General features: G+C 71.2%; 21 protein-coding genes. 15 read left to right on the top strand and 6 right to left on the bottom strand.

Features of this window, described 5'->3' with window-relative positions:
- The first annotated feature begins 111 nt into the window (after positions 1-111).
- Entirely contained in the window at positions 112-486 is a 375-nt protein-coding gene (locus tag GKE82_RS05375) for a hypothetical protein (protein WP_154732589.1), read from the top strand.
- A 29-nt stretch (positions 487-515) separates the two neighbouring features.
- On the opposite strand, the gene GKE82_RS05380 is transcribed toward GKE82_RS05375, so the two are convergent.
- Positions 516-1,136: a TetR/AcrR family transcriptional regulator gene (locus GKE82_RS05380; RefSeq protein ID WP_309233431.1), complete on the bottom strand. Its 621-nt coding sequence runs from the start codon at positions 1,134-1,136 to the stop codon at positions 516-518.
- Between the two features lie 151 nt (positions 1,137-1,287).
- On the opposite strand from GKE82_RS05380, the gene GKE82_RS05385 reads away from it, so the two are divergent.
- The 3 genes from GKE82_RS05385 to GKE82_RS05395 all read left to right on the top strand — a co-directional run bounded on the left by GKE82_RS05385 (position 1,288) and on the right by GKE82_RS05395 (position 6,087).
- A complete protein-coding gene (locus tag GKE82_RS05385) occupies positions 1,288-2,706 on the top strand; it encodes a wax ester/triacylglycerol synthase family O-acyltransferase (protein WP_154732591.1) in 1,419 nt (472 codons plus the stop codon).
- A 79-nt stretch (positions 2,707-2,785) separates the two neighbouring features.
- Positions 2,786-5,383: an MMPL family transporter gene (locus tag GKE82_RS30565; protein WP_154732592.1), complete on the top strand. Its 2,598-nt coding sequence runs from the start codon at positions 2,786-2,788 to the stop codon at positions 5,381-5,383.
- Complete coding sequence (locus tag GKE82_RS05395) at positions 5,338-6,087, top strand: MMPL family transporter (RefSeq protein WP_309233794.1); 750 nt, start codon at positions 5,338-5,340, stop codon at positions 6,085-6,087. The genes GKE82_RS30565 and GKE82_RS05395 overlap by 46 nt, the downstream gene beginning before the upstream one ends.
- A gap of 10 nt (positions 6,088-6,097) precedes the next feature.
- Here the strand turns inward: GKE82_RS05395 and GKE82_RS05400 are convergent, their stop codons facing one another.
- Entirely contained in the window at positions 6,098-7,516 is a 1,419-nt protein-coding gene (locus GKE82_RS05400) for a cytochrome P450 (protein ID WP_196189067.1), read from the bottom strand.
- 186 nt (positions 7,517-7,702) lie between these two features.
- Here GKE82_RS05400 and GKE82_RS05405 point away from each other — a divergent pair, with 186 nt between their 5' ends.
- Genes GKE82_RS05405 through GKE82_RS05430 form a run of 6 tightly spaced genes read left to right on the top strand, consistent with a single transcriptional unit; the run spans position 7,703 to position 16,152 of the window.
- Positions 7,703-9,028: an MlaD family protein gene (locus GKE82_RS05405; RefSeq protein WP_154732595.1), complete on the top strand. Its 1,326-nt coding sequence runs from the start codon at positions 7,703-7,705 to the stop codon at positions 9,026-9,028.
- On the top strand, positions 9,025-10,539 hold the full coding sequence (locus GKE82_RS05410; protein ID WP_154732596.1) for an MlaD family protein: 1,515 nt from the start codon (positions 9,025-9,027) through the stop codon (positions 10,537-10,539). The genes GKE82_RS05405 and GKE82_RS05410 overlap by 4 nt, the downstream gene beginning before the upstream one ends.
- Positions 10,540-10,542: 3 nt before the next feature.
- Positions 10,543-11,931 carry an MlaD family protein gene (locus GKE82_RS05415; RefSeq protein WP_154732597.1) on the top strand — a complete coding sequence of 463 codons (1,389 nt, stop codon included), beginning with the start codon at positions 10,543-10,545 and terminating at the stop codon, positions 11,929-11,931.
- Entirely contained in the window at positions 11,928-13,469 is a 1,542-nt protein-coding gene (locus GKE82_RS05420; RefSeq protein WP_154732598.1) for an MlaD family protein, read from the top strand. The genes GKE82_RS05415 and GKE82_RS05420 overlap by 4 nt, the downstream gene beginning before the upstream one ends.
- Positions 13,466-14,740: an MlaD family protein gene (locus GKE82_RS05425; protein ID WP_154732599.1), complete on the top strand. Its 1,275-nt coding sequence runs from the start codon at positions 13,466-13,468 to the stop codon at positions 14,738-14,740. Before GKE82_RS05420 ends, GKE82_RS05425 begins: the two co-directional genes overlap by 4 nt.
- Positions 14,741-14,775: 35 nt before the next feature.
- Entirely contained in the window at positions 14,776-16,152 is a 1,377-nt protein-coding gene (locus tag GKE82_RS05430) for an MlaD family protein (RefSeq protein ID WP_154732600.1), read from the top strand.
- Between the two features lie 8 nt (positions 16,153-16,160).
- Here the strand turns inward: GKE82_RS05430 and GKE82_RS05435 are convergent, their stop codons facing one another.
- The 4 genes from GKE82_RS05435 to GKE82_RS05450 are packed head-to-tail and all read right to left on the bottom strand — an operon-like array spanning position 16,161 to position 19,516.
- The gene (locus GKE82_RS05435; RefSeq protein ID WP_154732601.1) at positions 16,161-16,772 is read right to left on the bottom strand and encodes a TetR/AcrR family transcriptional regulator; all 612 of its coding nucleotides are present in this window, start codon (positions 16,770-16,772) and stop codon (positions 16,161-16,163) included.
- A 7-nt stretch (positions 16,773-16,779) separates the two neighbouring features.
- Positions 16,780-17,244 (bottom strand): PaaI family thioesterase, encoded by a 465-nt coding sequence (locus GKE82_RS05440; RefSeq protein WP_309233432.1) that lies wholly within the window; start codon positions 17,242-17,244, stop codon positions 16,780-16,782.
- Between the two features lie 17 nt (positions 17,245-17,261).
- A complete protein-coding gene (locus GKE82_RS30570) occupies positions 17,262-18,305 on the bottom strand; it encodes a BtrH N-terminal domain-containing protein (RefSeq protein WP_154732602.1) in 1,044 nt (347 codons plus the stop codon).
- Positions 18,302-19,516, bottom strand: a complete 1,215-nt coding sequence (locus tag GKE82_RS05450; protein ID WP_154732603.1) for a cytochrome P450 — start codon at positions 19,514-19,516, stop codon at positions 18,302-18,304. The genes GKE82_RS30570 and GKE82_RS05450 overlap by 4 nt, the downstream gene beginning before the upstream one ends.
- On the opposite strand from GKE82_RS05450, the gene GKE82_RS05455 reads away from it, so the two are divergent.
- From GKE82_RS05455 to GKE82_RS05475, 5 genes are all read left to right on the top strand, one after another.
- Positions 19,473-21,077 carry an MFS transporter gene (locus GKE82_RS05455; RefSeq protein WP_196189068.1) on the top strand — a complete coding sequence of 535 codons (1,605 nt, stop codon included), beginning with the start codon at positions 19,473-19,475 and terminating at the stop codon, positions 21,075-21,077. The two genes, GKE82_RS05450 and GKE82_RS05455, sit on opposite strands and share 44 nt — an antisense overlap.
- Positions 21,078-21,129: 52 nt before the next feature.
- Positions 21,130-21,279 carry a hypothetical protein gene (locus GKE82_RS05460; protein ID WP_154732605.1) on the top strand — a complete coding sequence of 50 codons (150 nt, stop codon included), beginning with the start codon at positions 21,130-21,132 and terminating at the stop codon, positions 21,277-21,279.
- A gap of 361 nt (positions 21,280-21,640) precedes the next feature.
- The gene (locus GKE82_RS05465) at positions 21,641-22,183 is read left to right on the top strand and encodes a TetR/AcrR family transcriptional regulator (protein WP_154732606.1); all 543 of its coding nucleotides are present in this window, start codon (positions 21,641-21,643) and stop codon (positions 22,181-22,183) included.
- Between the two features lie 51 nt (positions 22,184-22,234).
- The gene (locus GKE82_RS05470) at positions 22,235-23,047 is read left to right on the top strand and encodes an enoyl-CoA hydratase/isomerase family protein (protein WP_154732607.1); all 813 of its coding nucleotides are present in this window, start codon (positions 22,235-22,237) and stop codon (positions 23,045-23,047) included.
- The gene (locus GKE82_RS05475; RefSeq protein WP_154732608.1) at positions 23,044-23,916 is read left to right on the top strand and encodes an SDR family oxidoreductase; all 873 of its coding nucleotides are present in this window, start codon (positions 23,044-23,046) and stop codon (positions 23,914-23,916) included. Before GKE82_RS05470 ends, GKE82_RS05475 begins: the two co-directional genes overlap by 4 nt.
- The last annotated feature ends 39 nt before the right edge of the window (positions 23,917-23,955 follow it).

Here is a 23,955-nt window from a genome sequence, read left to right on the forward strand (position 1 = left end):
TCGACGAGGCCGACGGCCTGCTCATCACCGGGGACCATCTGCTGCCCGCGATCTCCTCGAACCCCTTGGCAAGTCTCCCGCCCGGAGCGGTCGACGCCGAGGAGGCGGCCCGTGAGGGGGGCGCGGTCACGGCCGCTGATCGACTACCTGGAGTCGCTACGCCTGACCCGGGAGCTGGACGTCCTCTGCGCCCTGCCAGGTCACGGCCCGGTCTTCGCCGGGACCCGCGGCCTGATCGAGCAGCGCACACGTCATCACGAAGAACGCGCGGGCGAGATCCATGCGCACCTCGCCCACGGGCCGGCGACCGCCCGGACGCTCGTCGACGCCCTCTGGCGCAGCCTGCCGGAGGACATGCTCTTTCTCGCGGTGAGCGAGGTGCTCGCGCACCTCGACGTGCTCGAGGCGCGTGGCGGCGTCGAGCAGGTCGGCGGTGCGCGTGTCAGCTTCCAACAGGTCAGCGGTCCTCGACCTACGGCCGCCTGAGCGGCCCCCGGCGAGACACGGGCGCCGACTCAGCGATCGGTCGGGGGCGGTGCGCTCACCGCCGTCAGCCACCTCTGGAAGTCACGGATGCCCGCCTGGAGCTCGGGCGTCTCGCCGCGCTCGAGGTAGTCCAGGATCAGTCCCTGCAGTCCGGCCATGATCAGGACCTCCAGCGAGGATCGGCTGATGACCAGGACCCGGCCGCGCCCGAGAGCGTCGTCGATCAATCCGCCGATGAGCGCGCGGAGCCGGTCGGAGAGGTAGCGCGCGGTGACCTGGAGGACGGGGTCCGTGATCGCCTCCGCCCGAAGGCCGAACCAGGCCACCAGCAACGCACGATCGGTCGTGATCGCCGACCACAGCTCGGTATATCCCCGGTCCACGATGTCCGCCGGCTCCTCGAGCCCGGCCAGCGCCTCTTCCAGACGATCGAACAGCCGATCGCCCAGCGCCCGCACCACCGCGTCGAACAGGTTCTCGCGCGACTCGTAGTAGTAGAGGACGACCCGCTTGTGCACACCCGCCTCGTCGGCCACCCGCTGGATCGACGTCGCGGCGTACCCGTCGCGCGCCAGGCAGCGCAGTGCAGCGTCGAGGATCTCCGCGACGCGGAGGTTGCCCTTGCGGGTGAGATCGCCGGCGGCGCGCACTGAGGGCGACCTTATCGCCCGAACGCTCACTCTGATCGCTGAGCCACCCAGGCTCTTGGCCGAAGCTCGCGGATGCAGAGAGACGACCGCGGCCCGGTCGGCCTGACGTACTCGGATAGCGTTCGTTCTTTCACGTTCGGGAGGTTGTGAGATGGCACTACGACAGGTGTCCCCGTTGGACGCGGCCTGGCTCATGCTCGAGTCGCGCGACACTCCTATGCACGTAGCTGGGCTGTTTGAGTTCTCGCTGCCGCAGGACGCACCTGCGGACTATCTCGCCAACGAGGTCGCGGCAATGCGAGCAGCACGTTCGATCCCGCCACCGTGGAACCTCAGGCTCTTCGACGGGCCGATCGTTGGGACGCGGCTGCCGCTCATGCAGGACGACCGCGACCTGGACGCCGAGTACCACGTCCGGCACTCGGCACTGCCCCATCCAGGCGGCCAGCGCGAACTCGGTGCGCTCGTCTCACGGCTGCACAGCCACCCGCTCGACCTGCGTCGCCCCCTTTGGGAGGTGCACGTCATCGAAGGACTCGAACACGACCGGTTCGCCCTCTACATGAAGATGCACCATTCGATCATCGATGGAGTGAGCGGCATGCGAATGATCATGCGCGCGTTCTCGCCCGATCCCACGGAGACGGAGATGGCGCCGTTCTGGACGGTCCCGGCCGGGACACGACGTCGCCGTGAGAGCACGACATCGGCGTTGGGGCGGCTGACCGACAGAGCACGCAGCAGCGCGACGGGCGTCACCGGCCTCGGCAGGGCGGGCCTTGCGCTTGCCCGTGCCAGCATCGGCGGCCAAGATCTCCAGGCTCCGTACCGCACCGTCGGATCGGTGCTCGACGGCCGGCTGGCGGGACAGCGTCGCCTCGCCACACAGCAGTACGACCTCGCCCGCGTCAAGGCCCTCGCCTCTACGGCCGACTGCTCGCTGAACGACATCGTGCTGTACCTGTGCGGAACGGCACTGCGCCGCTACCTCTCCGAGCACTCCCAACTGCCGCCGCGATCCCTGACCGCCGGCATCCCCGTCAGCCTGCGAGACGCGAGCGACGAGTCGCTCGGCGGAACTGCCATCGCCATCATGGTCGCCACCCTCGGCACCAACATCGCTGACCCTGGCGCCCGCCTCGCCGCCATCTGCGCGTCGACCACCGAAGCCAAACGGCACCTCAAGAACCTGCCGGCGCCGGCCCGCCCGTACTACACGCTGCTCGTGAACGGCCCGTGGATCACCGGCCTGCTCGCGGGCCTTGGCGGTAGCGCACCCGTGCCGTTCAACGTCGCGATCTCAAACGTCCCCGGACCGCCCGAGACGCTCTACTTCAACCGAGCACGACTCGAAGCCGTGCACCCCATGTCTCTCCTGCTCCACGGCAACGCCCTCAACATTACCTGCGTCAGTTACGCAGGAACACTCAATTTCGGCTTCACCGGCGCCCGCGACTCGCTCCCCCATCTGCAGCGACTCGCCGTGTACACGGGCCAAGCCCTCGAAGAACTCGAGGCCGTAATCTCGCCGAGCACTCGGACGTCCCGGAGGGCCCGCAGCAGCGCGTGAACAGGTCCGGGACCGGGCATGGTGAAAAAACCACCACCTGGTACCTTCTTCTGATGGACGTCGCCTCAACGCCGAACTCGTGAGGCGCCTCGCGGCCCTCGCCCTCCGTCGGCCGAAGGTGACGCTCGCCGTCTGGGTGCTGGTCACGCTGGCGCTGTCGCTCAACGCGCTGTCGTTCGAGGATCGCCTTTCGCCGAGCACCGTCGATGTCCCCGGCAGTTCCAGCGCGCGGGCGCAGGCGGTGGCGGAGCGGACCTTCGGGATCGAGGCGTCGATCCCGATCCTGCTCGAGGGCCCGCAGCAGCAGGTCGACCGCCAGGGCGCTGCCCTGGCACGGACGCTCCGTCGGGACACCGGGCTGCGTGTGCTTTCGCCCTGGGACGAGGACGCCCAGGGAATCCCCGAACTGCGACCGACGCGTGGCGCCGCGCTCATCCTGGTGCTCGCCAAGGCGCAGAGCACCTTCGCGGGCGAGACGGGGCAGGCGATACGCGAGACGGTCGACACCTCCGTCGGACGCCCGGTGCGCGCGTCGGTCACCGGGTTCTCGCTCGTGGGCGGGGATCTGAAGGAGGAGTCGCTCCAAGCGGCCAGCGACGCTGCTCTCCTTGCTGTCCCGGTGCTGCTGCTGGTGCTGCTGCTGGTGTTCCGGTCGCCGATCGCGGCGGCGATCCCTGCGCTGTTCGGGTTGGCGGCGGTGACGTCGGGGTTCGGGCTCGTCGCCCTGGTGGCGACCTTCACGCCGATCACCGACGTTGCGAGCTCCTTGACGGAGATGATGGGCCTCGCCCTGGGGGTCGACTACTCGCTGCTGCTGGTGTCCCGTTTCCGTGAGGAGCTGCGCCACGGAAGCTCTCCGCGTGAGGCCGCGGCGGCGGCGGCGGACAGCGCCGGGCGCACGGTCGTCTTCGCGGGGGTGACGTTGATCGCCGCGATGGTCGTCGCGATGGCGCTCTCCCCGGGGGACTTCCTGCTCTCGGCGGCGGCGAGCGTCGCGCTCGTGGCGTTCCTCAGCGTCGCCGGTTCGTTCCTCGCGGCACCGGCCCTGCTGCTGCTGGTCGGTCACCGGATCGACCGCTGGCGAATCGGCGGCGAACCGCGGGAGGGCGGCGGTTGGGCGCGGTTCGCCGACGCGGTCCAGCGCCGGCCGCTCCTGACGGCGGGTCCTGCGCTCGCCGGCCTGCTGCTGCTGTCCGCGCCGGCGCTCGGGCTGACGACCGGCCCGCCCGACGTGCGGACGCTCCCGTCCGACAGCCGCGCGCGTATCGACACCGTCCGGACCGCCAAGGTCCTGGGCGCCGGCTGGACGGCCCCCTTCGAGGTCTACGTCTCGGACGACAGCGGGCCGATCACCTCTCCCGAGCGGCTGCGCGCGATGGCCTCCTGGCAGCGACGGATCGCCAAGCTGCCCGGAGTGCGGACGGTCATCGGGCCCGGCGCGATCGTCGAGGAGGAGCCCCGGCTGCTCACCGCCGACCGACGCGCCGCCCGCGCCACCGCTGACCTCCGCAAGAGCGGCCGCGACGCCCGCAAGCTCAGCCGCGGCCTCGGCCAGGCCGAGCGCGGCGTCGGCGACCTGCGCAGCGGGCTGCGCGACGCGCGCAGCGCGGCCGACCGGATCGCCGCAGGCGCCGGCACCGGATCGGGCGGGGCCGAGACCCTCGGCGCGGCGCTGCGCCGCGCACGGGACGGAGCCCGCGGGCTGCGCACCGGCCTCACCCAGGCGCGTGCCGGCTCCACGCGCCTGACCGCGGCTCTCACCGACGCGCGCAAAGGCACCGGCGCGCTGGCCGCCGGCCTCGACCAGGCACGCCCCGGAGCCCGCAAGCTCCGTGACGGCGCCGCAACCCTCCGCGATGGCCTGAAGCAGGGCCGCGGACAGCTCCAGCGACTCACCGACGCGTCACGGGACGCGCAGACCGACGTCGACGAACTGCTCAAGAGCCTCTCGACCATGACCATCGGACGAACGGACCCGCGGTATCGGCAGGCGCTCGAGCGCGCCGGCCGCCTGTCGGCGTTCTTCTCCGGCAAGGACCCGCGCGACGGCCGGCAGATCGATCCCGACTACCTGGGGCTCCCCGCCAGCCTGACCGCCGCTGGCGGCCAGATCGGCCGCGCGGTCGACGGCGCCGACGCGCTCGCCGGCGGCGCGCGTCAGCTCCTCGACGGCCTGACGAAGTTGCGCAGCGGCGCGCTGAAGCTCGATGACGGCGTGGGTCGCATCACCGGCGGCGCCACCGACCTCGAGAACGGCCTGCGCCGCATCGAGCGCTCGACCGCGCAGCTCCCCTCCGGTCTCGGCGCCCTGGCCGGCGCCACCGACCGACTCGCCGACGGCATCCAGCGGCTGCAACGCGGCAGCGACCAGCTCGCCGACGCCCTGGGCCAGGGCGCGAGCCGCAGCGCGACGCTGCAGGACGGCCTGGGCACCGCTCGCGACCGGACCCGACGCGCGGCCGGAAGAAGTGATCAGAGCGACGAGATCGCCCGGCTGCGCGACCGCTCCCCCGACTGCTGGACTCTGGGTACTTCGTCCTCGCCGCCCTGGACGGCAGCAGCCCTGGTGCCCGCACCCAGGCCGGCTTCGCCGTCAGCCTCGACGGCGGTGGACAGGCCGCCCGCATCACCATCGTCCCCGACAGCGGACCCAACGCAGCCGGCACCCGCGCCCTGAACGACCAGCTGCAGGGCGAAGGGGACCGACTGGCGGACGCCACCGGAGCCCGTGTGGACGTCGGCGGCGTCGCGGCCCAGCTCACCGACTACCAGCGCGCGCTCGGCTCCACCCTTCCGCTCCTCGTCGTCGCGCTGAGTCTCATCACGTTCCTCGTCCTCATCCCGATCCTGCGCGCGATCGTCCTACCGGCGCTGAGCGTCGTCCTCAACCTGCTCACCGTCGGCGCGTCATTCGGCGTGGTGGCTCTGCTCTTCCAGGGCGCAGACCCGCCGCTCGGAGGACCCGGCTACGCGGACATCCTCAGCCTCATCGCCATGTTCGTCGTCGTCTTCGGCCTCAGCCTCGACTACCAGGTCTTCATCCTGGCCCGGATCCGCGAGGCATGGCAGGACACCGGCGACCTCCATTACGCGGTCACCCACGCCATCGACCGGACCGGGCGCGTCGTCACCGGCGCCGCCGCGATCATGGCGGGCGTCTTCATCAGCTTCGCGCTCACCGACCTCACCGTCGTCAAACAGACCGGCATAGGCCTCGCCACCGCGGTCCTGATCGACGCGACGATCGTGCGCATGGTCCTCCTCCCCGCGGCACTGCGGCTGACCGGCCGCGCGACGTTCTGGATGCCCGGATGGCTCGACCGCGCGCTCCCGGCCTTCGATGTCGAGGGGACGAGCCGCCCCGCACCCTCCGCCGGCTGAGCCGCGTCCGCTACGCGGCGACCGGGGCTGCCATGGGCTCCCGGGGACGGCCGGTCATCCGGACGCCGTTGCGCGGACGCAACGTGAGCGTCGCCTCCGGTTGCACGGGGTGCCCGGGCACCACATCGAACACGAACCGCTGGGCCATCATCGCCGCGATCAGCGTTCCCTCCATCAGCGCGAAGGACATGCCGATGCAGACGCGCTGGCCCGCGCCGAACGGGAGATAGCAGAACCGGTGGCGGTCGGTGGCGGCCCCGGGAAGGAACCTCGACGGGACGAAGGCCTTCGGATCGTCCCACCAGCGCTCGTCGTGGTGCACCGCGTTCACCGGGATGGTCACGGTCGACCCCTTCGGGATGCGGTGGCCGTCGATCTCGTCGTCGACGACGGCGGTCCGTGGGATCACCCAGACCGGCGAGAAGTAGCGCAGCGCCTCCTGGAAGCATGCCGTCGTCCACGGCAGGTTCGGGATGTCCTCCGCGGTCGGGCGCCGTCCACCGAGAACCTCGTCGACCTCGGCGATCATGCGGTCGCGATGCGCGCTGTTGAGCGCGAGCAGGTACCACATCCACGCGAGCCCGTTGGCGGTGGTCTCGTGCCCGGCGACCATGAACGTCGTCGCCTCGTCACGGACCCGCTTGGCAGTCAGCGTCCCGTCCTCGTCGCGAGCCCGCAGCAGGAGGCCCAGGAGATCGTCGGTCTCCACCGGGTGGTCCTCGCGGTCGTGGATGACGTCCCAGATCATGGCGTCGATGACCTTCATGGTCGTCTGAGCGCGATCGAGGGGCCACGGCAGCAGAGGCGCGTGGTGCACGAGCTCGCCGAACGCCCGCACCGACCAGGCCGGCGGCGCCGCGACGATCGTCAGACGCGCGGCGATCTCACCCAGCCGCAACCCGGTCGTGACCGCGGGCCCGATCTTCCGGGCCACGCTTCCGAGCCCTCGTCCGAACAGCGCCGCTCCGACGACGTCGAGCGTCAACTCGGTCATGTCGGCCACCATCTCGACGTCGAACGGTCCGCCGTCGCCTCCGAGACTGTCGACGTAGTCGGCGATCGGGTCGATCATGAGGTCCACGACCCCGTTGAGATGCCGCCTCCCCATGAGCGGGTTCAGCATCATCCGATGCCGGCGCCATGTCTCGCCGTCGTCGGTGAACAGCGAGCGTCCCAGGACGGTGCTGACCAGCTGGTACTCCACCGACTTGTTGTAGCGATCCGCGTGCTTGCGGAGGACGTGCTCGATGTAGTCCGGGTGGGTGATGGCGAAGACGTGCCGGTGGCCGCTGCGCCACCGCACGATGTCACCGTCGCCCGCGGCATCGGCGACACGCGAGAACGCGGTCAATCCCGCCAGCAGCATGTCCGACGCCACCCTCGCCCCGTTCAGCGTCGGCGTGTGGCGACCAGCCTGCGCGGTGCTCATGTCGTTCTCCTGGTCGTGGCCTGGTTGAGCATGACCAACCCTCCTGGATTCGCCGTTCATGCGAACGGTGAACGACCGTAGCACGTCGATCACGTGATCGGTGAAACATCGCTCAACCGCACGGACCGCATGGCCGCGACGGTCGCCAGATCAATGTAAACCACCGCATGGTACGTTTCTGCGGACGTGCTGCGAACCGACCCTGACCCGCCCCGACGTCCCGCCAGGATCGTCGCCGCTGCAGCGCTCGTGGGCCTGGCGGCGACGTTGACGATCGTGCTGCTCGGTGGCGATGACCGCCGCCTGACCCTGCGTTTCGACAACGCCTCGCAGCTCGTCAAGGGCAACGAGGTCAAGGTCGGCGGAGTGGCCGTCGGCATCGTCGACGACATCGCGCTCGCCGATGACAACGCCGCCGAGGTCAAGGTCACCATCACCGACGACGACCTCTGGCCGCTGCACGAGGGCACCCGGGCCGAGATCCGCGTCGCCTCGCTGTCGAGCGTGGCCAATCGCTTCATCCAGCTGCACCCGGGCCCCAACAGCGGCGACGAGATCGCTGACGGTGGAACGCTGGCGACGAGCCGGACCGCCTCGGTCGTCGAGATCGACAGCCTCCTCTCGACGCTCGACTCGCAGACGCGGATCGCCGCCCAAGACCTCCTGCGCAATCAGCGCGCGGTCTACCAGGGCGCGTCCGCCGACGCCAACCGCGGGCTGATCGCGCTGAACCCGGCGCTCTCGCAGCTCGACCTCCTCTCGCGCGACCTCGGGCGCGACGACACGGCGTTGCGTGGCTTCCTCGTGCAGTCCGCCGCGGTCGTCTCCGCCGTCGCCTCGCGGGACGTCGATCTCGACCGCGGCCTTGAGGGTGCGGCGGCCACCGCCCGCGAGCTCGCCGACGACCGCGGGGTCATCGAGAGCATCCTGCGACGTGCGCCCGCGACACTGGGCGATGCCAGCGGGACGCTGCGCGAGCTCGACCGCACCTTCACCGCCCTGCGCCCGGCCGCGCGCGAGCTGCGCCCCGTCGCCCCGAAGGCCGCCACGCTGGTCCGTGACCTGCAGCCGCTGCTGCAGCGCTCCGGTCCGGCGCTCAACACGGTACGCGCGCTGCTGCCCGACCTGGGCGTGGTCCTGCGGCGTATGCCGGGCCTGCGCGACACCGCGCTCCCGGCGTTCTCCGCGACGCGGACCGCGCTCGCCGACGCCGACCCGATCATCCAGGGCGTCCGCCCCTACCTCGCGGACGTCTTCCACGGCGTGGTGACCGGCTTCGGCGGGACGCAGGTCAACTCCTACGACGCCAACGGGCAGTACGCGCGGATCACGCCGGTCGCCTCGCAGCTCTCCGTGACCGGTGCGCTCTCCGGCCTCACCAAGGGCCTGAACCTGCCGTTCGAAGGCGGGAACAACGCCCGCTGTGCCGGCGGCGCCTACCGGCAGGTCACGTCGTCGCCGAACAACACGCCGACCGACGGCTTCCCCTGCCGCCCCCAGGACGCGCCGTGAAGCTCTGGCTGCGCGCGGCATCCACCGCGATCCTGGCCGTCGGCCTCGGCCTGCTGCTGTCGGCCGCGTCGGGCGGCGAGGAGGACGCCGGCGGCTACCGCGTCGACGCGATCTTCCTCAACGCCGGGTTCCTGATCTCCGGGCAGGACGTGAAGATCGCCGGCGCGAAGGTGGGCAGCGTCGAGGACGTCACGCTGACCAAGGACCGCAAGGCGCGGATCAGCATGAAGGTCGACCCGGAGTTCGCACCGTTTCGCGCCGACGCCGACTGCACGATCCAGCCGCAGTCGCTCATCGGCGAGAAGTTCGTGCAGTGCAACCCGGGCACCCCGGCCGCCGGCACGCTGCCGACGCCCACCGACTCCGACGTCCCGACCGTGCCGCTGTCGGGCACGCGCTCGCCGATCGACCTCGACCTCGTGCTGGCGACGTTCCGTCAGCCGACGACGACCCGCGCGGCCCTGCTGCTGAGTGCGCTGGGCGGCGGACTCGCCGGCCGGGGCGGCGACCTCGACGCGGCGATCCGCCAGGCCGACCCGGCCTTCAAGGAGACCGAGAAGCTCCTGACGCTCGTCAACGGCGAGCGGCAGACCATCCGCTCGCTGATCAGCGAAGCCGACACCGTCGTGGGCGAGCTCGCCGATCGCCGGGAGGATGTCGCCGACTTCGTCAGCGGCGCTGCGCGCGCGACCGCGCCGACCGCGCGCCGCCGGGCGGAGCTGCAAGCCACGGTGCGCGAGCTGCCGGGCTTCCTCGCGCAGGCGCGTCCGGCGCTCCGCGAGCTGCGCAGGCTCGGGGAGGACGGCACCCCGGTCGTCGCCGAGCTGTCCGACGCCGCGCCTTCGGCGACCCGGCTCGTCACCGCGCTCAGCCCGTTCGCCGCGGCCGCCCGACCCGCGCTGCGCGAGCTCGGCCGCGCGTCGGCCGCCGGGCGCAAGGCGGTCAAGCCGGCCGCGCCACAGGTGCGCCGCCTGCGGCGCTTCGCGGAAGCCGCGCGGCCCGCCGGCACGCAGCTGGCCGCGTTCCTGGAGAGCTCGCGCGAGCAGGGCGCCATCGAAGGCGTGCTGCGGTTCGTCTACTACGCGACAGCAGCGACCGCGCGGTTCGACAGCGTGTCGCACATCCTGCCGGCGTTTCCGCTGGTCACCGACACCTGCAACCTCTACGCGACGACGACGACCGCGGCGTGCGACGCGCACTTCGACGCCAGCGCCGGCCAGTCGGGCCGCCCGGCCAACCCGCGCCCCGCGCGAGCGTCCACCCCTGCCCCGCCGATCCGCGACGGCCTGCCGCCGGTCGTCACGCCGACGCCGGCGCCGGCCGCGACTCCGGGCGCGCCCGCCGCGAAGCCGAAGGTCCCGACGCTGCCCGAGGTCGTAGGGAACCTGCCGCAGGCGCTGCAGGACACGCTGGACGGCCTGCTCGGCCCGCTCGGTGGCGCCGGCGGCAAGAAGGAGCCCGCGCCCGGCGCGACGCAGCAGAGCCTCCTCGACTTCCTTCTGGGGGACTGAGCGGTGGATCGTCGCAAGAGCACCTCTCTCGCCGCGAACCCGGTGCTGATCGGCGCGGTCACGACGTTGATCGTCGTCGTCGCGGTGTTCCTCTCGTACAACGCGAACAGCGGCCTGCCGTTCGTCCCGACGTACGACCTCGATGTCGTCGTGCCGGACGCGGCCGAGCTCGTGCCGGGCAACGAGGTGCGGATCGGCGGCTCACGCGTCGGCGTCGTGAAGGAGATCGAAGCGGTGCCCGGCACCGGTGACGGTCCTCCGGCGGCCCGGCTGAGCGTCGCGCTGGAGCGCGCGTCCAGCCCGCTGGCCGCGGACACCCGCGCCACCGTGCGCCAACGGTCGAACCTCGGATTGAAGTACCTCGAGCTCGTCCCCGGTCGCAGCGACCGCGGCCTCGAGCCCGGGGGCGAGATCCCGTTGAAGCAGGCGACCGGCGTCGTCGCCTTCGACGACGCGATCTCCGCGTTCGACGAGCCGACGCGGCGTGGCGTGCAGACCGTGGTGCGCGAGCTTGGTGGCGGGCTCGCGGGGCGTGGCGCCGATCTGAACGACGCGATCGGCGCGCTGCCCGACGTGGCCGGCGACCTTCGCGCGGTGGCCGCGAACCTCCGGGCCGACGGCACCGACCTCCGCGGCTTTCTCGAGGGCGCACGCGCCACGGCAGCCGCGCTCGAGCCGGTCACGCCCCAGCTGGGCTCGCTTCTCGAGGCGGGCGCCCGGACGTTCGAGGCGCTCGGCGCGGAGGACGCGGCGATCGACCGGACCCTCGTCATGGCCCCTGCAACCCTGCGCAACGCCGGCGCGGCCTTCCGCGACGCACGGCCGCTGTTCGCCGAGACCGCCGGGCTGCTGCGCGACGCGCGCCCCGCGATCGACGTGCTCGGGCGCTCCTCCGACAGGCTCACCGCGGGCCTGAACGCGACGACGCCCATCCTCCGCCGCACGCCGCGCCTGGGCACCGACCTGGGCCGCACCCTGACGCGACTCGACGCGCTGACCCGTCGTGCATCGCTGCCGATCGCTCTACGTCATCTCACGACGACCGTCCGGTCGCTGGGCAGCGCCCTCGAGGTCATCGTGCCGTTCCAGACGCGCTGCAACTACCTCGGCTTGTGGGGCCGCAACGTTCCCGGAGTCATCTCCGAGGGCGACGCGATGGGCACCTGGTTCCGCTTCATCCCGATCGTCCAGGGCGAGGAGATGCTGCAGGGCGCGCGCGCGTCCTCGTCGCTGCACGCCATGCCGGTGGCCGACACCGGCGCCGGTGGGGAGTGCGAGCCGGGGAACGACACGTTCCTGCCCGGGCAGCAGATCGGGCCGGCCCCGGGCGTGCAGCCAGGTGCGACGGAGCAGACGTCGCCGCCGGTGTTCGTCGAGGGGGCGGGACGATGAGACGCGGCGTCAAGCCGGGCATGAGCCCGTTCAGGGCCGGAGCGCTCGCGCTCGTGTTCGTGGCGGTGTTCACCTTCCTCGGGTTCACGAAGTTCCGCGTCCCGTTCAAGCCGCAGTACGAGATCAACGCGGTGTTCCCGACCGCAGGGACCGAGATCAAGTCGGGCTCGCCGGTGCGGATCGCGGGGGTGGAGGTCGGGAAGGTCATCGACGTCGAACGCGGCAAGGGCGGCACGGCGGTCGCGCGGCTGCGCTTCGCCAGCAAGGGCCGACCGATCCACCGCGACGCGACGATGAAGATCCGTCCGCGGCTGTTCCTCGAGGGCAACTTCTTCGTCGACGTCCGTCCTGGGACGCCCGCCGGTGGCGAGGTGCCCGACGGCGGCACCATCCCGGTCGGTCAGACGTCCAACGCCGTCCAGTTCGACGAGGTGCTCAGCGCGCTGCGCAGCGATTCGCGGGCCGACGTGCAGGCGACGGTCGAGAACCTCGCGACCGCGTTCGACGAGGGCGGCGCCGAAGCGGTCAACCGGGGCTTCAAGGACTGGGCCGGGGCGTTCAAGGGCACCGCGATCGTCAGCGAAGCCGCGCGCGGCACGCAGCCCGGCGACCTGACCAGGTTCGTCCAGGCGCAGGCGAAGGTGTCCAGCGCGCTGGCCGCGCGTGACGGCGAGCTCGCGGACCTCGTGACGAACTTCGCGACGACCGTCACCACGCTCGCGTCCGCACGCGAGGACCTCGGCGCGTCACTGCGCGCCCTCGACAGCACGCTGACGACCGCGCGTCCCGCTCTGGCGGACCTGCGGGGCGCGCTGCCGCCCCTGAGGCGCTTCGCGACCGCGCTGCGGCCGGCGCTGCGTGTGGCGCCCGGCGCGATCGACGACGCGCTGCCGTTCGTGCGCACCACGAGCGCGCTGCTGTCGTCCCCCGAGCTGCCCGCGCTCGTGCGCGACCTGCGGCCGGCGGTCAGCGGGTTGCGCACGCTGCAGCCATCGCTCGACGCACTGCTGGGGAAGGTCACGCCGATCGCACGGTGCGTCTCGCGGAACGTCGTCCCGACGCTCACCAAGACGCTGGACGACGGCGCGCTGTCGACGGGCCGGCCGGTGTGGCAGGAGATCGCGCTGATCGGGCCCGGCCTCGCGTCCGCCGGCAGCAACTTCGACGCCAACGGCACGGCGATCCGGTACTTCGCGGGCGCCGGCGAGAACCTCGTCAGCACGGCCCTTCCAGGCGTCGGCGACCTCGTCTCGCTCACGCCCGAGCCGCTGCTCGGCGCGCGCCCGCGGTACACGCCCAACGTGGTGCCGCCGTTCGCGCCCGGCGCCGACTGCACGGCACAGGATCTCCCCGACCTCCGCGCAGACGCGGCACCTGCGCCCGCCCGGCAGCGCGCGGTGAATGCCGCCACCCCCGGCACGCTCGGTGCGTCCGTCGGTGACGCGGTCAAGCGCCTGAAGTCGCTGACGGCGGACAAGAAGCTCGGCCGCGCGCTGAAGTCCGAGCGCGCCGCGGACCGGAAGGCGGGCGGACGATGAACCTCACCAGGCAGCTGCGCAGGCATTTCACGACGCTCCTGGCGATCATCGGCCTGCTGATCATCGCCACGGTCGTCGGCGGGTACATCCTGATCAACCAGCGGCTGAAGCTGCCGTGGGAGGACATCTACAGCGTCAAGGTCGAGCTGCCGACGGCTCAGGCGATCACGCCCGGACAGGGCCAGACCGTCACGGTCGCGGGCGTCAACGTCGGCGAGATCGGCGCCGTCGACCTGGTGAACGGCCGCGCCGTCGTCCGGATGAACATCGAGCGCGACAAGCTCGACGCCGTGCACGCCGACGCGAAGGTGCTGGTGCGCCCCCGAACCGGCCTGCAGGACATGACGATCGACATGGACCCGGGGACCGACAACGCACCGAAGCTCGGTGCCGACGACGTCCTCCCGGTCTCCCGCGCGACCCCGACCGTGAATGTCGACGAGGTCCTCGCCGGTCTGGACGGCGACACGCGCGGCTACGTCCAGGCCCTCGTGCAGGGCGTCGGCGACGGCGTCTCGGGTGACCGGGCGCTGAACCTCCGGGAGATCCTCAAGACGAGCCAGCCGACGCTTGCGCGAACGAAGGAGCTGACCACGGCGCTGTCGGGTCGGCGCAAGGAGCTCAAGCGGCTCGTCTCGTCACTGGCGTCCCTCTCGGGCCGCGTCGCCGGACAGTCCGACGATCTGCAGGCGCTGGTGTCGCAGGGCAACGCGACCTTCGGCGCGCTGGCGGCGGAGGACGACGCGTTGCGCCGTGGCCTCGCCGATCTTCCGGGCACGCTGCAAGAGGTCGACGGCGCGCTGGCCGCCGCGCGCCCCCTGGCGCGAGAGCTCAAGCCCGCGCTCACGCGCCTGGAGCCGACGGCGCGTCGCCTGGAGCCCGCGCTGCGCGACCTGTCGTCCCTCTCGCGGACCGGCGTCCCCGCGGTCCGCCAGCTTCGCGGCCTCTCGCGCGAAGCGCGGGGAACCGCCCGCCAGACGAGCGCCGCCATCACCCAGCTGACGCCGCTCACCGCGGATCTCGACCGCAGCATGGTCGTGGCGGGCCGGATCGCGAACACCCTCGCGTACAACCCGCCGGGCAAGGAGGAGGGCTACCTCTTCTGGCTCTCCTGGTTCGGTCACAACGTCAACTCGATGCTCTCCACCCAGGACGCCAACGGCTCGGTGTGGCGGGGCCAGGTCATCGCGTCGTGCTCGACCGTCAACCAGGCCGGCCTCCTGGTGCCGCTGCTGCAGCCGCTCGCCGATCTCGGGGTGTGCCCGAAGTGAATCCCTCCGAGCTCACGCGGTCGCGTCTCGCAGTCATGATCGTCTTCGCCCTGACGTGCTTCGGGCTGCTGCTGTTCCTCTGGGTCAGCTTCGGCGGCTCCACGCCGCTGAAGGCCAAGGGCTACCGCGCGGACGTCCTCTTCCCCGAGGCGACCCAGCTTGCCGAGCAGGCCGATGTGCGCGTGTCCGGCGTCCCGATCGGCAAGGTCGTCGACCAGCAGCGCGACGGCGACCGCACCCGAGCGACATTGCAGATCGACCCGCGATACGCGCCACTGCGCTCCGACGCCCGGGCGATCCTGCGGCAGAAGACACTGCTCGGCGAGACCTACGTGGAGATGACCCCCGGCACGAGGACCGCGCCCGAGGTCCCCGAGGGCGGCACGCTCCCGCGCGGGCAGGTCGCCGCCACCGTCGAGCTGGACGAGGTGCTCCAGGCGTTCGACGAGCCGTCGCGCGAGAACCTCCAGAAGTGGATGCAGGGCTGGGCCGGCGCGGTCGACGGCCGCGCGCAGGACGTCAACGACGCGGTCGGCAACCTCGGCCCGCTGCTGCAGGACGGCGGTGACGTGCTCGCCACGTTCGATGCGCAGTCGCGTGCGGTCCAGGGCCTGATCCGTGATGCGGGCACGGTCTTCCGCACGGTCGGGCGGCGCGACGTCGCCACGCGTGAGCTGATCACCGCGGGCGACGAGCTCCTCCGCACGACCGCCGCGCGCCGCGACGACCTGCGCGCGACCGTGCGGGCGCTGCCCGGCTTCCTGCAGTCCCTCGGGACGGCGGCGACGTCCACCCGTGCGCTCACGCGCGACCTGCTGCCCGCCGTCCGCGAGCTGCGCCCCGTGGCCCGCGACCTGAAGCCCACGCTCGACGGTGGCGCAGCGCTCGGCGACGACCTGCGGGGTCTGTCGAAGGACCTCGACCCCGTGCTGACCGCGGCACGGAGCGGCCTCCCGGCGACGACCGCGCTGCTCAACGCCACCGGTCCGCTGCTCGACCGCCTCGCACCGTTCTCGCGCGACCTCGAGCCCGTCGCCGGCTTCCTCAACGCCTACCGCAACGACTTCACGCAGTCCTGGGCCAAGGTCGCCGCCGCCACGCAGCCCACCGCACCGAGCGCGAGCGGCCGACAGGTCAACTACCTGCGCCTGCTGCTGCCCGTCTGGAACGAGACGCTCGGGTTCTTCTCCGAGCGCTCGCCCACCAACCGCAGCAATCCCTACCCGGCGCCTGGCGCGCAGGCGAAGATCGGCCCGAATGGCGGGTACGAGGCGTTCGACTGCTCGCACACGTCCAACACCCAGCAGATCCTCGCACTGGGCACGCCGCCCACCTGCCTGCAGCAGCAGCCGTTCTCGATCGAGGGCGGCGAGCCGACGCGCTTCCCCAAGCTCGCGCGCGCCCCCGAGTAACTCCCCTTCTACCGTGGCGCCAGACTGACCGCGGCGAGCCAGCCCTGGAACTCGGTGACGGCCTCGTGCAGGCCGGCGGTCTCGCCACGCTCGAGGTAGTCCAGGATGAGGCCTTGCGAGCAGGCCAGGATCATGACCTCGAGCGAGGGTCGCTCGATGACCAGGACCCGGCCGAGCAGCACCATCCGATCGATGAGGCCGCTGATCAGCGCCCGGAAGCGATCGCTGATGTAGTTGGCCGTCGACGCGAGCATCGGATTGGTGATCGCTTCGGCACGCAGGCCGAACCAGGCGACCAGCAGCGCACGATCGGTCGTTATCGCGGCCCAGATCGTGTCGTAGCCCCGCTCGACGATGTCCTTCGGGTCCTCGAGCTCGGCCAGCGCGCGACCCAGCGGGTCGAACAGCCGGTCCCCGAGATCTCGCACGACGGCGTCGAAGAGGCCCTCCCGAGAGCCGCAGTAGTACAAGACGACCCGCTTGTGGAGGCCGGCCTCGTCGGCCACGCGCTGGATCGACGTCGCGGCGTACCCGTCGCGCGCAAGACACCGGACGGTCGCGTCGAGGATCTCCCGGACGCGCAGGTTGCCCTTGCGCGTCAGGGCTTGGGAGATCGGCACGGCCCGGTCACCCTGTGGCACTGGACGAGAGCCACGAGTGCCACTCCGGCGGGATCGGTGCACCGGACTGGAGGAAATGCTCGAGGTCGACCGCCAGGAAGAGCGCGGTCGCCTGGGCCACGAGCGCGCCCGCCTGACGCATCTCCCCTCGAAGCTGCAGCTTGCGACCGGTGCGACCCTCGCTCCATCCCAGCAGCTGCAGCGGGGCGCCGAGCTTGACCGGTGCGCGGTAGTCGACCGACAGGTTCGCGGTGACCGCGGGCTGCTCGAGCAGCACGAGAACGCCGCCGAACAGATCGTCGAGCGCCGCCGCGACCACTCCACCATGGGCGACTCCAGGCGCCCCCTCGTGACGGTGGTCGAGGGTGACCTCGCCGAGCACGCGGTCGCCACGGACGAGCATCGCCATGGCCAGGCCGGCGGCGTTCTCGGGACCGCAGCCGAAGCAGTTCGGCTGGTGCGGGGGGATCACCCCGTCACTCCGGGGCTTCACAGCATCCCCTCCATGAGCTCGACACCGCGATGCTCCATCGACCGCACCACACCCACGAGAGCGACGCCGGCAGCGTGATCCCCGCGCTTGGCGGCATCTGCCAACGCGACCCAGGTCGCGGCGAGCTCGTCGTAGTGCTCGGCGAGGGACGTCAGGCGGTCGTCGCTCAGCCAAGCGGCCGCGTCGCGGAGGAAGCGAGCGTGCAGGGAGCGGAACATGGCGCCTCCGGTCCCGGCCTTGACGATGAAGACCCAGAGTCCGCCGAGCGCCTTCTCCAGGTCGGCCTCGTCGAACGTCTCCGGCCATGCCGGATAGCCGTCAGCCAGGGCGTCGACCGCGGCAAGCCCGAGACCGCCTCGCAGCCCGCCGACGCTCGGAGCGTCCTGCCCCATGTTCGCCACAGCGCGTGCGAGCCCGCGGTGCACCGCTTCCCGCGGCTGCACCAGTCGCTCTGGCCACGAGTAGAGGAAGGTCGTGTTGCGGTTCGGTCCCGGGAAGCCGTTGGACGTCCGCGCCGCGGCCAGCGACTCCATCGAGCACTGCTGAAGCTCTTCGCGGTCGTTGTCGGCGATCCACGCGATGCCGGCGTCGGGATCATGGCCGGCGACGACGATGTCGTGCCGCGTGTTGCTCATCCGGACCCGCAGGTACTCGAGTTCGGCGATGTCGGCCCAGACCATCGTGGGTCGGCCCTCGTCGAGCTCGGCGCGGACCCACGCCCAGCCTTCAGATGCGTCGTCGGTCTCCCGGACCTCCAGCCCGATCCCGAGGTTCGCCGCGAAGTCCCGCTCGAGATCGGCCGTACGGCCGACGAGATAGAACGGCGGGGTGAACGCGGAGTTCTCGACGTAGAAGCACCCCAGACCGCCGGCGAGGCCGAAGACCGCTCCCTCGCTCAGCGGTCCGTCGCCGTAGTCCAGCCCGTGGAACTCGAGGAGATCGCGCAGCGCCCCCGAACCGCAGTGCCCGGCTCGGCGGTGGGGGAACTCCGGCCCCTGTCCGTCCACGACGCCTCGGAGCTCGTCGGCGGCGCGAGTCACAGCGTCACCGGCAGGGTCTTGAACTGGTTGAGGAACGTCGAGCGCGTCCTGGTCGGCTCCCCGGCCGGCTGGAGGTCCGGGATTCGCGCGAGTGTCTCCTCGAGCATGATCCGAAGCTCGAGCCTGGCGAGCGCGGCGCCCAGGCAGAAGTGCCGGCCGCCGGCGCCGAAGGCCTGATGGGCCGGCTCGCGCGTCACGTCGAACACGTCCGCGTCGGGGTAGACCGTCTCGTCGCGGTTCCCCGAGACGTACCACAGGGCGACCTTGTCGCCCTGGCGGATCTCCTGACCGTGGAGCACCAGGTCCCTCGAGGCGGTGCGGCGCATGTAGGCGAAGGCCGGGAAGTACCGCAGCATCTCCTCGACGGCTCCCGGGATCCGCGAGGGGTCGCGGCGCAGCAGGTCCAGCTGTGCGCGGTCGGCCATCAGCGCGTGCATGCCGTTCGTGTAGACGGACTTCGTCGAATCCGTGCCACCCGCGATGAGGATCCCGAACTGCATGAAGATCTCCATGTCGCTGAAGCGGTCGCCGTCGACCTCCGCATGCGCGAGGGCGGTGAGGAGATCGTCCTGGGGCTCGGCGCGACGCTCGGCGATCAGCGGCAGGACGTACTCCCCTCCCTCCTGGACGAGCTCGTAGAGGCGCTCGAGGCTGGGGCGATACTCCGGGTCCTCGAAAGCGAGGCCGACGTTGGCCCACTGCACCAGCGTCTCGTCCATCGACGGCGCCGTCCCGAGCATGGAGCCGATGACCCGGGACGTCACCGGTCCGCCGACGTCCCGCACGAGGTCGCCCCCGCCCTGCGCGGCCACCCGGTCGATCGCCTCGATCACGATCCGACGCACCTCGGCCGCATGGGCGTCGATCGCCTTCGGCGTGAACGCGCGCTGGAACAGGCCCTTCACCCGCGTGTGCCGCGGCGGGTCCATGGAGATGATGACCTCCCGCTGGAGATCCATCGGGACAGCGGACTCGTCGGGCAGCATCATGCCGCCCAGCGACGAGCTGTAGGTCTCCCAGTCCATGTTGGCCGCGCGGATGTCCGCGTGGCGGGTCAGGGACCAGAACCCGGGCTCGTTCTCGTAGGTGGACATCTCGGTCCAGTGCACCGGCGACTCGCGGCGCATCGCCTGAAAGAGGTCGTGCGGGGGACCGTCGGCCCAGAGCGTGAGATCGCTCAGGTCGATCGAGAGGTTCGTGTCATGGCTCATTCCGCGAGCGTACCGAACGGTGGCTTTTTACGCACCTGTTGGTGTAGGATCGCCGCGGATGACGAGCCGAGGGATCGACGCAGACCGATGGCGCTGGGGCCCGCTCGCGGCGGTCTGCCTGGCGCAGATGCTGCTGATGCTCGACGTGACGATCGTGATCGTCGCGCTCCCCGACATCGCGCAGGACCTGTCCGGAGACCTGCAGTCGATGCAGCTCATCATCGACATCTACGCGCTCATGCTCGCGGCACTGCTGCTGAACACCGGAGCGCTGGCCGACCGGGTCGGCCGCCGCCGGGTCTTCGTGGCCGGCCTGCTCGTCTTCGGCGCCGCGTCAGCGCTGTGTGGCCTCGCGGGCTCACCGACCTCCCTCATCGTGGCACGAGGGATCCAGGGTGTCGGGGGAGCGATGCTCTTCTCCACGGGCCTGGCGATTCTGGGGGCCAGCTACTCTGGCGCGGATCGCGCCAAAGCTCTGGGCGCGTTCGGCGCGGTCTTCGGCGCGGCCGTGGCACTCGGTCCGCTCGTCGGTGGCGCGATCGTCGAGATCGCCGACTGGCGCTGGATCTTCTTCGTGAACCTCCCCGTGGTCGCGCTCGCCGTCTTCGTCGCGCGGCGCCACGTCCAGGAGACGCGCGATCCGGCCCCGCGACCGGTCGACTGGCCCGGGCAGGTGACCTTCACGGTCGGCATCGCCGCGCTCGTCGTGGCCCTGATCCAGGGTGGCGAATGGGGGTGGCAGGCAGCATCGACGACCGCTCTGTTCGGCCTCGCCGCCGCCGCACTCCTCGCGTTCGTCGTCGTCGAGCGGCGTCAGGCCGAACCGATGTTCGACCTGGACCTCCTGCGCGAGCGGTCCTTCGCGGGGAGCGCCGCCGCGGCCTTTGCGACATCCGCATCGCTGTTCGGGATGTTCGTGTACCTCACGCTGTGGTTCCAGCGCGTCGAAGGCATGGACGGCCTGGAAGCGGGATTGCGGCTGCTGCCCGTCACCATCGTGGCGTTCCTCGCTGCCGCCGGAGCCGGCCGGGTCTCGGGCGCCGTCCCGCCGCGTCTCGTCCTCACCGTCGCGCTCGGCGCCACATCAGCGGGCCTGCTGCAGATGACGGCGCTGGACCCCGGCTCCTCCTGGACCATCGCCCTCCCTGGCCTGGTCCTCTGTGGCCTCGGGTTCGGCCTGGCCAACCCGACCGTGGCAGCGGTGACCCTCGCCGTCGCACCTGCCGACCGCGCGGCCACAGCGACGGGCATGAACTCGACCTTCCGCCAGGTCGGTGTCGCCTCGGGCGTCGCCGGCCTCGGCGCGATCTTCGACCACGCGCTCGGCGATGTCGAGACGGTCCGGGCACTGAGCGCCGGCACGTCGCCACTCGTGAGCGCGGCCGTCCAGGACGCCTACGGGCTGGCCTTGGACCGCGTCTTCCTCACCGGGAGCGCGATCGCCGCCGCGGGCGCCCTCCTGGCCTTCCTGCTCGTCCGCGGCGGCGGACCGACGCCGGTGAGGAGCGAACCCGCCGGCCCCGACACCCCCGTGGCCTCGCTCGTCGAAGGCGCGAGGTGACTCCCCCATGTCCAACCATCACGCCCGCGCAGGGCACCACACTAGGAGACCCATGAACCAGAACACCCAGCAGGCCCCCAAAGGGAAGATCGCGACGCTCATCGAGGTGACCCGCCAGATCGGCGTGCGAAAGACGGTGGCGATGACGATGACCTACTGGCGGCAGACCCTCATGGCGCGGCTCCGCGGCACGAAATCCTGACGGGCGGCGCGTCTCCGGCGAGCCCCATGCTCATCCGTTCAGCCTCACAGGAAGGTGCTTGAGCCGGCTGGAGAACTGGGAGACCACCCACGTCGGCTCGGCGGCGATCGTCATGCTCGGGGTTGCGCGCGACGTCGAAGGGCAGCGCCTCCTCGACCGCCGACGGCACCTGCACAGGGCACGCGTTGCGCAGGTCGCGACGACCTCATGCGGGCGACCGTTCTCCCACAGCTCGCTGTCCGCGACCCGCAGCGTTTCAAGGCGTCGTTCTTAGTTGACGTGGTGTCAAGTTAGCTAAACGCACCGATCGGTGCAAACACTTCGAGGAACGACCGTTCCTCGGGACGACTACGGTTGCGCCATGCGCGAACGCAGCATCCTCGACGCCGCCAAGGCGCTGTTCTTCGAACGCGGCTACGACGGCGTCGGGGTCGACGCGATTGCCGAGGCCGCCGGCGTCTCCACACCCGCGATCTATCGGGTCTTCGAGAACAAGGAGGAGATCCTCGCCACCTTGTTCGACGAGGCGCTGGACCGCCTCATGACCAGGTCCGGAGCACCAGATGGTGACCCGGACGCCGACCTGCGACACCTCGCGCTGGTCCACGCCGAGTTCGCACTCGCAGATCGCGAGCTCCTCAGCATCTACGCCCGCGAGGACCGCTCCCTCACCGGGGCGCACCGCCGTCGCGTGCATCGCCGCCAGCGGCAGTTCGCCATGCGGTGGAGCGACGCGCTTCGCCGCGTCGACGAAACGGCATCGGACGCCGAGCTCACCTCGACGACCTATGCGCTGATCGGCCTCCTCCTCTCCGCCGCGCACTGGCCCAGGGAGGCATTGGAGACCGAGAACCTGGCGGCGCTGCTGGTGGCGCTGGTGGAACGCGCCGCACGCCCCGCCTGACCCGTGCGCGCATTCGGAACGATCGTTCCGAGTCTGGTACTACTCCCGTCCATGGATTACTCGGAGTACCGGCATCTGCTCTTCGAGCGTCGCGAGAACGGGGTGCTGCTGATCACCATCAACCGACCGGACGTGTACAACGCCACCGACGAGCGACTCCACTGGGAGCTCGCCAACGTGTGGTTGGACGTCGGGAAGGACGACGAGACGCGGGTGGCGGTCATCACCGGTGCCGGGAAGGCGTTCTCGGCGGGTGGCGACCTCGCGATGGTCGAGGGGCAACTCGGCGACTTCAAGGCGATCCGCGGGATCTTCGAGGAGGCGTCGGACCTCGTCTACAACATCGTCGACTGCCCGAAACCGGTGATCTCGGCGATCAACGGGGTCGCCGTCGGTGCCGGGCTCGCCGTGGCCTTGATGGCGGACATCAGCATCATCGCCGAGGACGCCAAGCTCACCGACGGCCACCTGCGGCTGGGCGTCGGCGCCGGCGATCACGCTGCGATCATCTGGCCGCTCCTCTGCGGGATGGCGAAGGCCAAGTACTACCTGCTCACGGCCGAGTTCATCGATGGTCGCGAGGCTGAGCGGATCGGCCTGGTCAGCCGCTGCGTCCCGCGCGACGAGGTCGTGGACACGGCCCTTCGGGTCGCCGACGGCCTCGGCCGTGGGCCCCAAGCGGCGCTGCGGTGGACCAAACGCTCGCTGAACAACTGGCTGCGCCAGGCCAGCCCGATCTTCGACGCCTCGCTCGCGCTGGAGATGCTCTCGTTCTTCGACGACGACGTGGTCGAAGGGGTGACGGCCATCAGGCAGAAGCGGCCGCCGGTGTTCCCCTCGACGCAGCCGGCCCCCGGGGCATGACCGCCACCGAGGAGTACCGCTCCGTCTTCGCGCCCAACCTCTTCGCGGGCCGGACCGTCGTCGTGACGGGTGGTGGCAGCGGAATCGGACGCTGCATCGCCCACGAGCTCGCGAGCCTCGGGGCCACCGTGGCCATCACGGGTCGCCGGCTGGAGCGTCTCGAGGCCGTGCAGGCGGAGATCGCGGCAGCGGGCGGCACCGCGACCTGCCACCCCTTCGACATCCGCGACGAACCCGCCGTGATCGCGGCGGTCTCCGCCATCGTCGAGCAGCACGGGCCGATCAGCGGCCTGGTCAACAACGCAGGCGGCCAATACCCGTCCCGGGTCGAGGACCTCTCCCTCAAGGGCTGGGACGCGGTGCTGCGTAACAACCTCACGGGCGGCTTTCTCGTATCGCGTGAGATCTACACGCAGTCGATGGCCGGTCACACCGGCAGCATCGTGAACATCATCGCCGACATGTGGGGCGGCATGCCGACGATGGCGCATTCCGGCGCGGCTCGGGCCGGAATGCTCAACCTCACCGAGACGTGCGCGTGCGAGTGGGCGAGCTCAGGTGTGCGCGTCAACGCCGTTGCCCCCGGATGGATCGCCTCGAGCGGCTTCGACACCTACGACGAGGACATGCAGAGCGAGCTCCGACGCCTCAAGGCAGAGATCCCGCTCGGCCGGTACGGCACGGAGGCGGAGGTGTCCGCCGCCGTGACGTTCCTGCTGTCTCCTGGGGCCGCGTTCATCTCCGGGTCGTGCGTGCGGGTCGACGGGGCCGTGCCGAACCACCGGCACACCTGGCAGACGGTGCCGACCGACCGCGCCGAGCCGTTCGCAGGTTTCCCGCTCGCGACCCTGCCCGACGCACTGCGCTGATGCGCGGGGACGGAGACACGGCGTCACTAGCCCTCCTGG

This window comes from Conexibacter sp. W3-3-2 (assembly GCF_009707605.1).
Classification (GTDB): Bacteria; Actinomycetota; Thermoleophilia; order Solirubrobacterales; family Solirubrobacteraceae; genus Paraconexibacter; species Paraconexibacter algicola.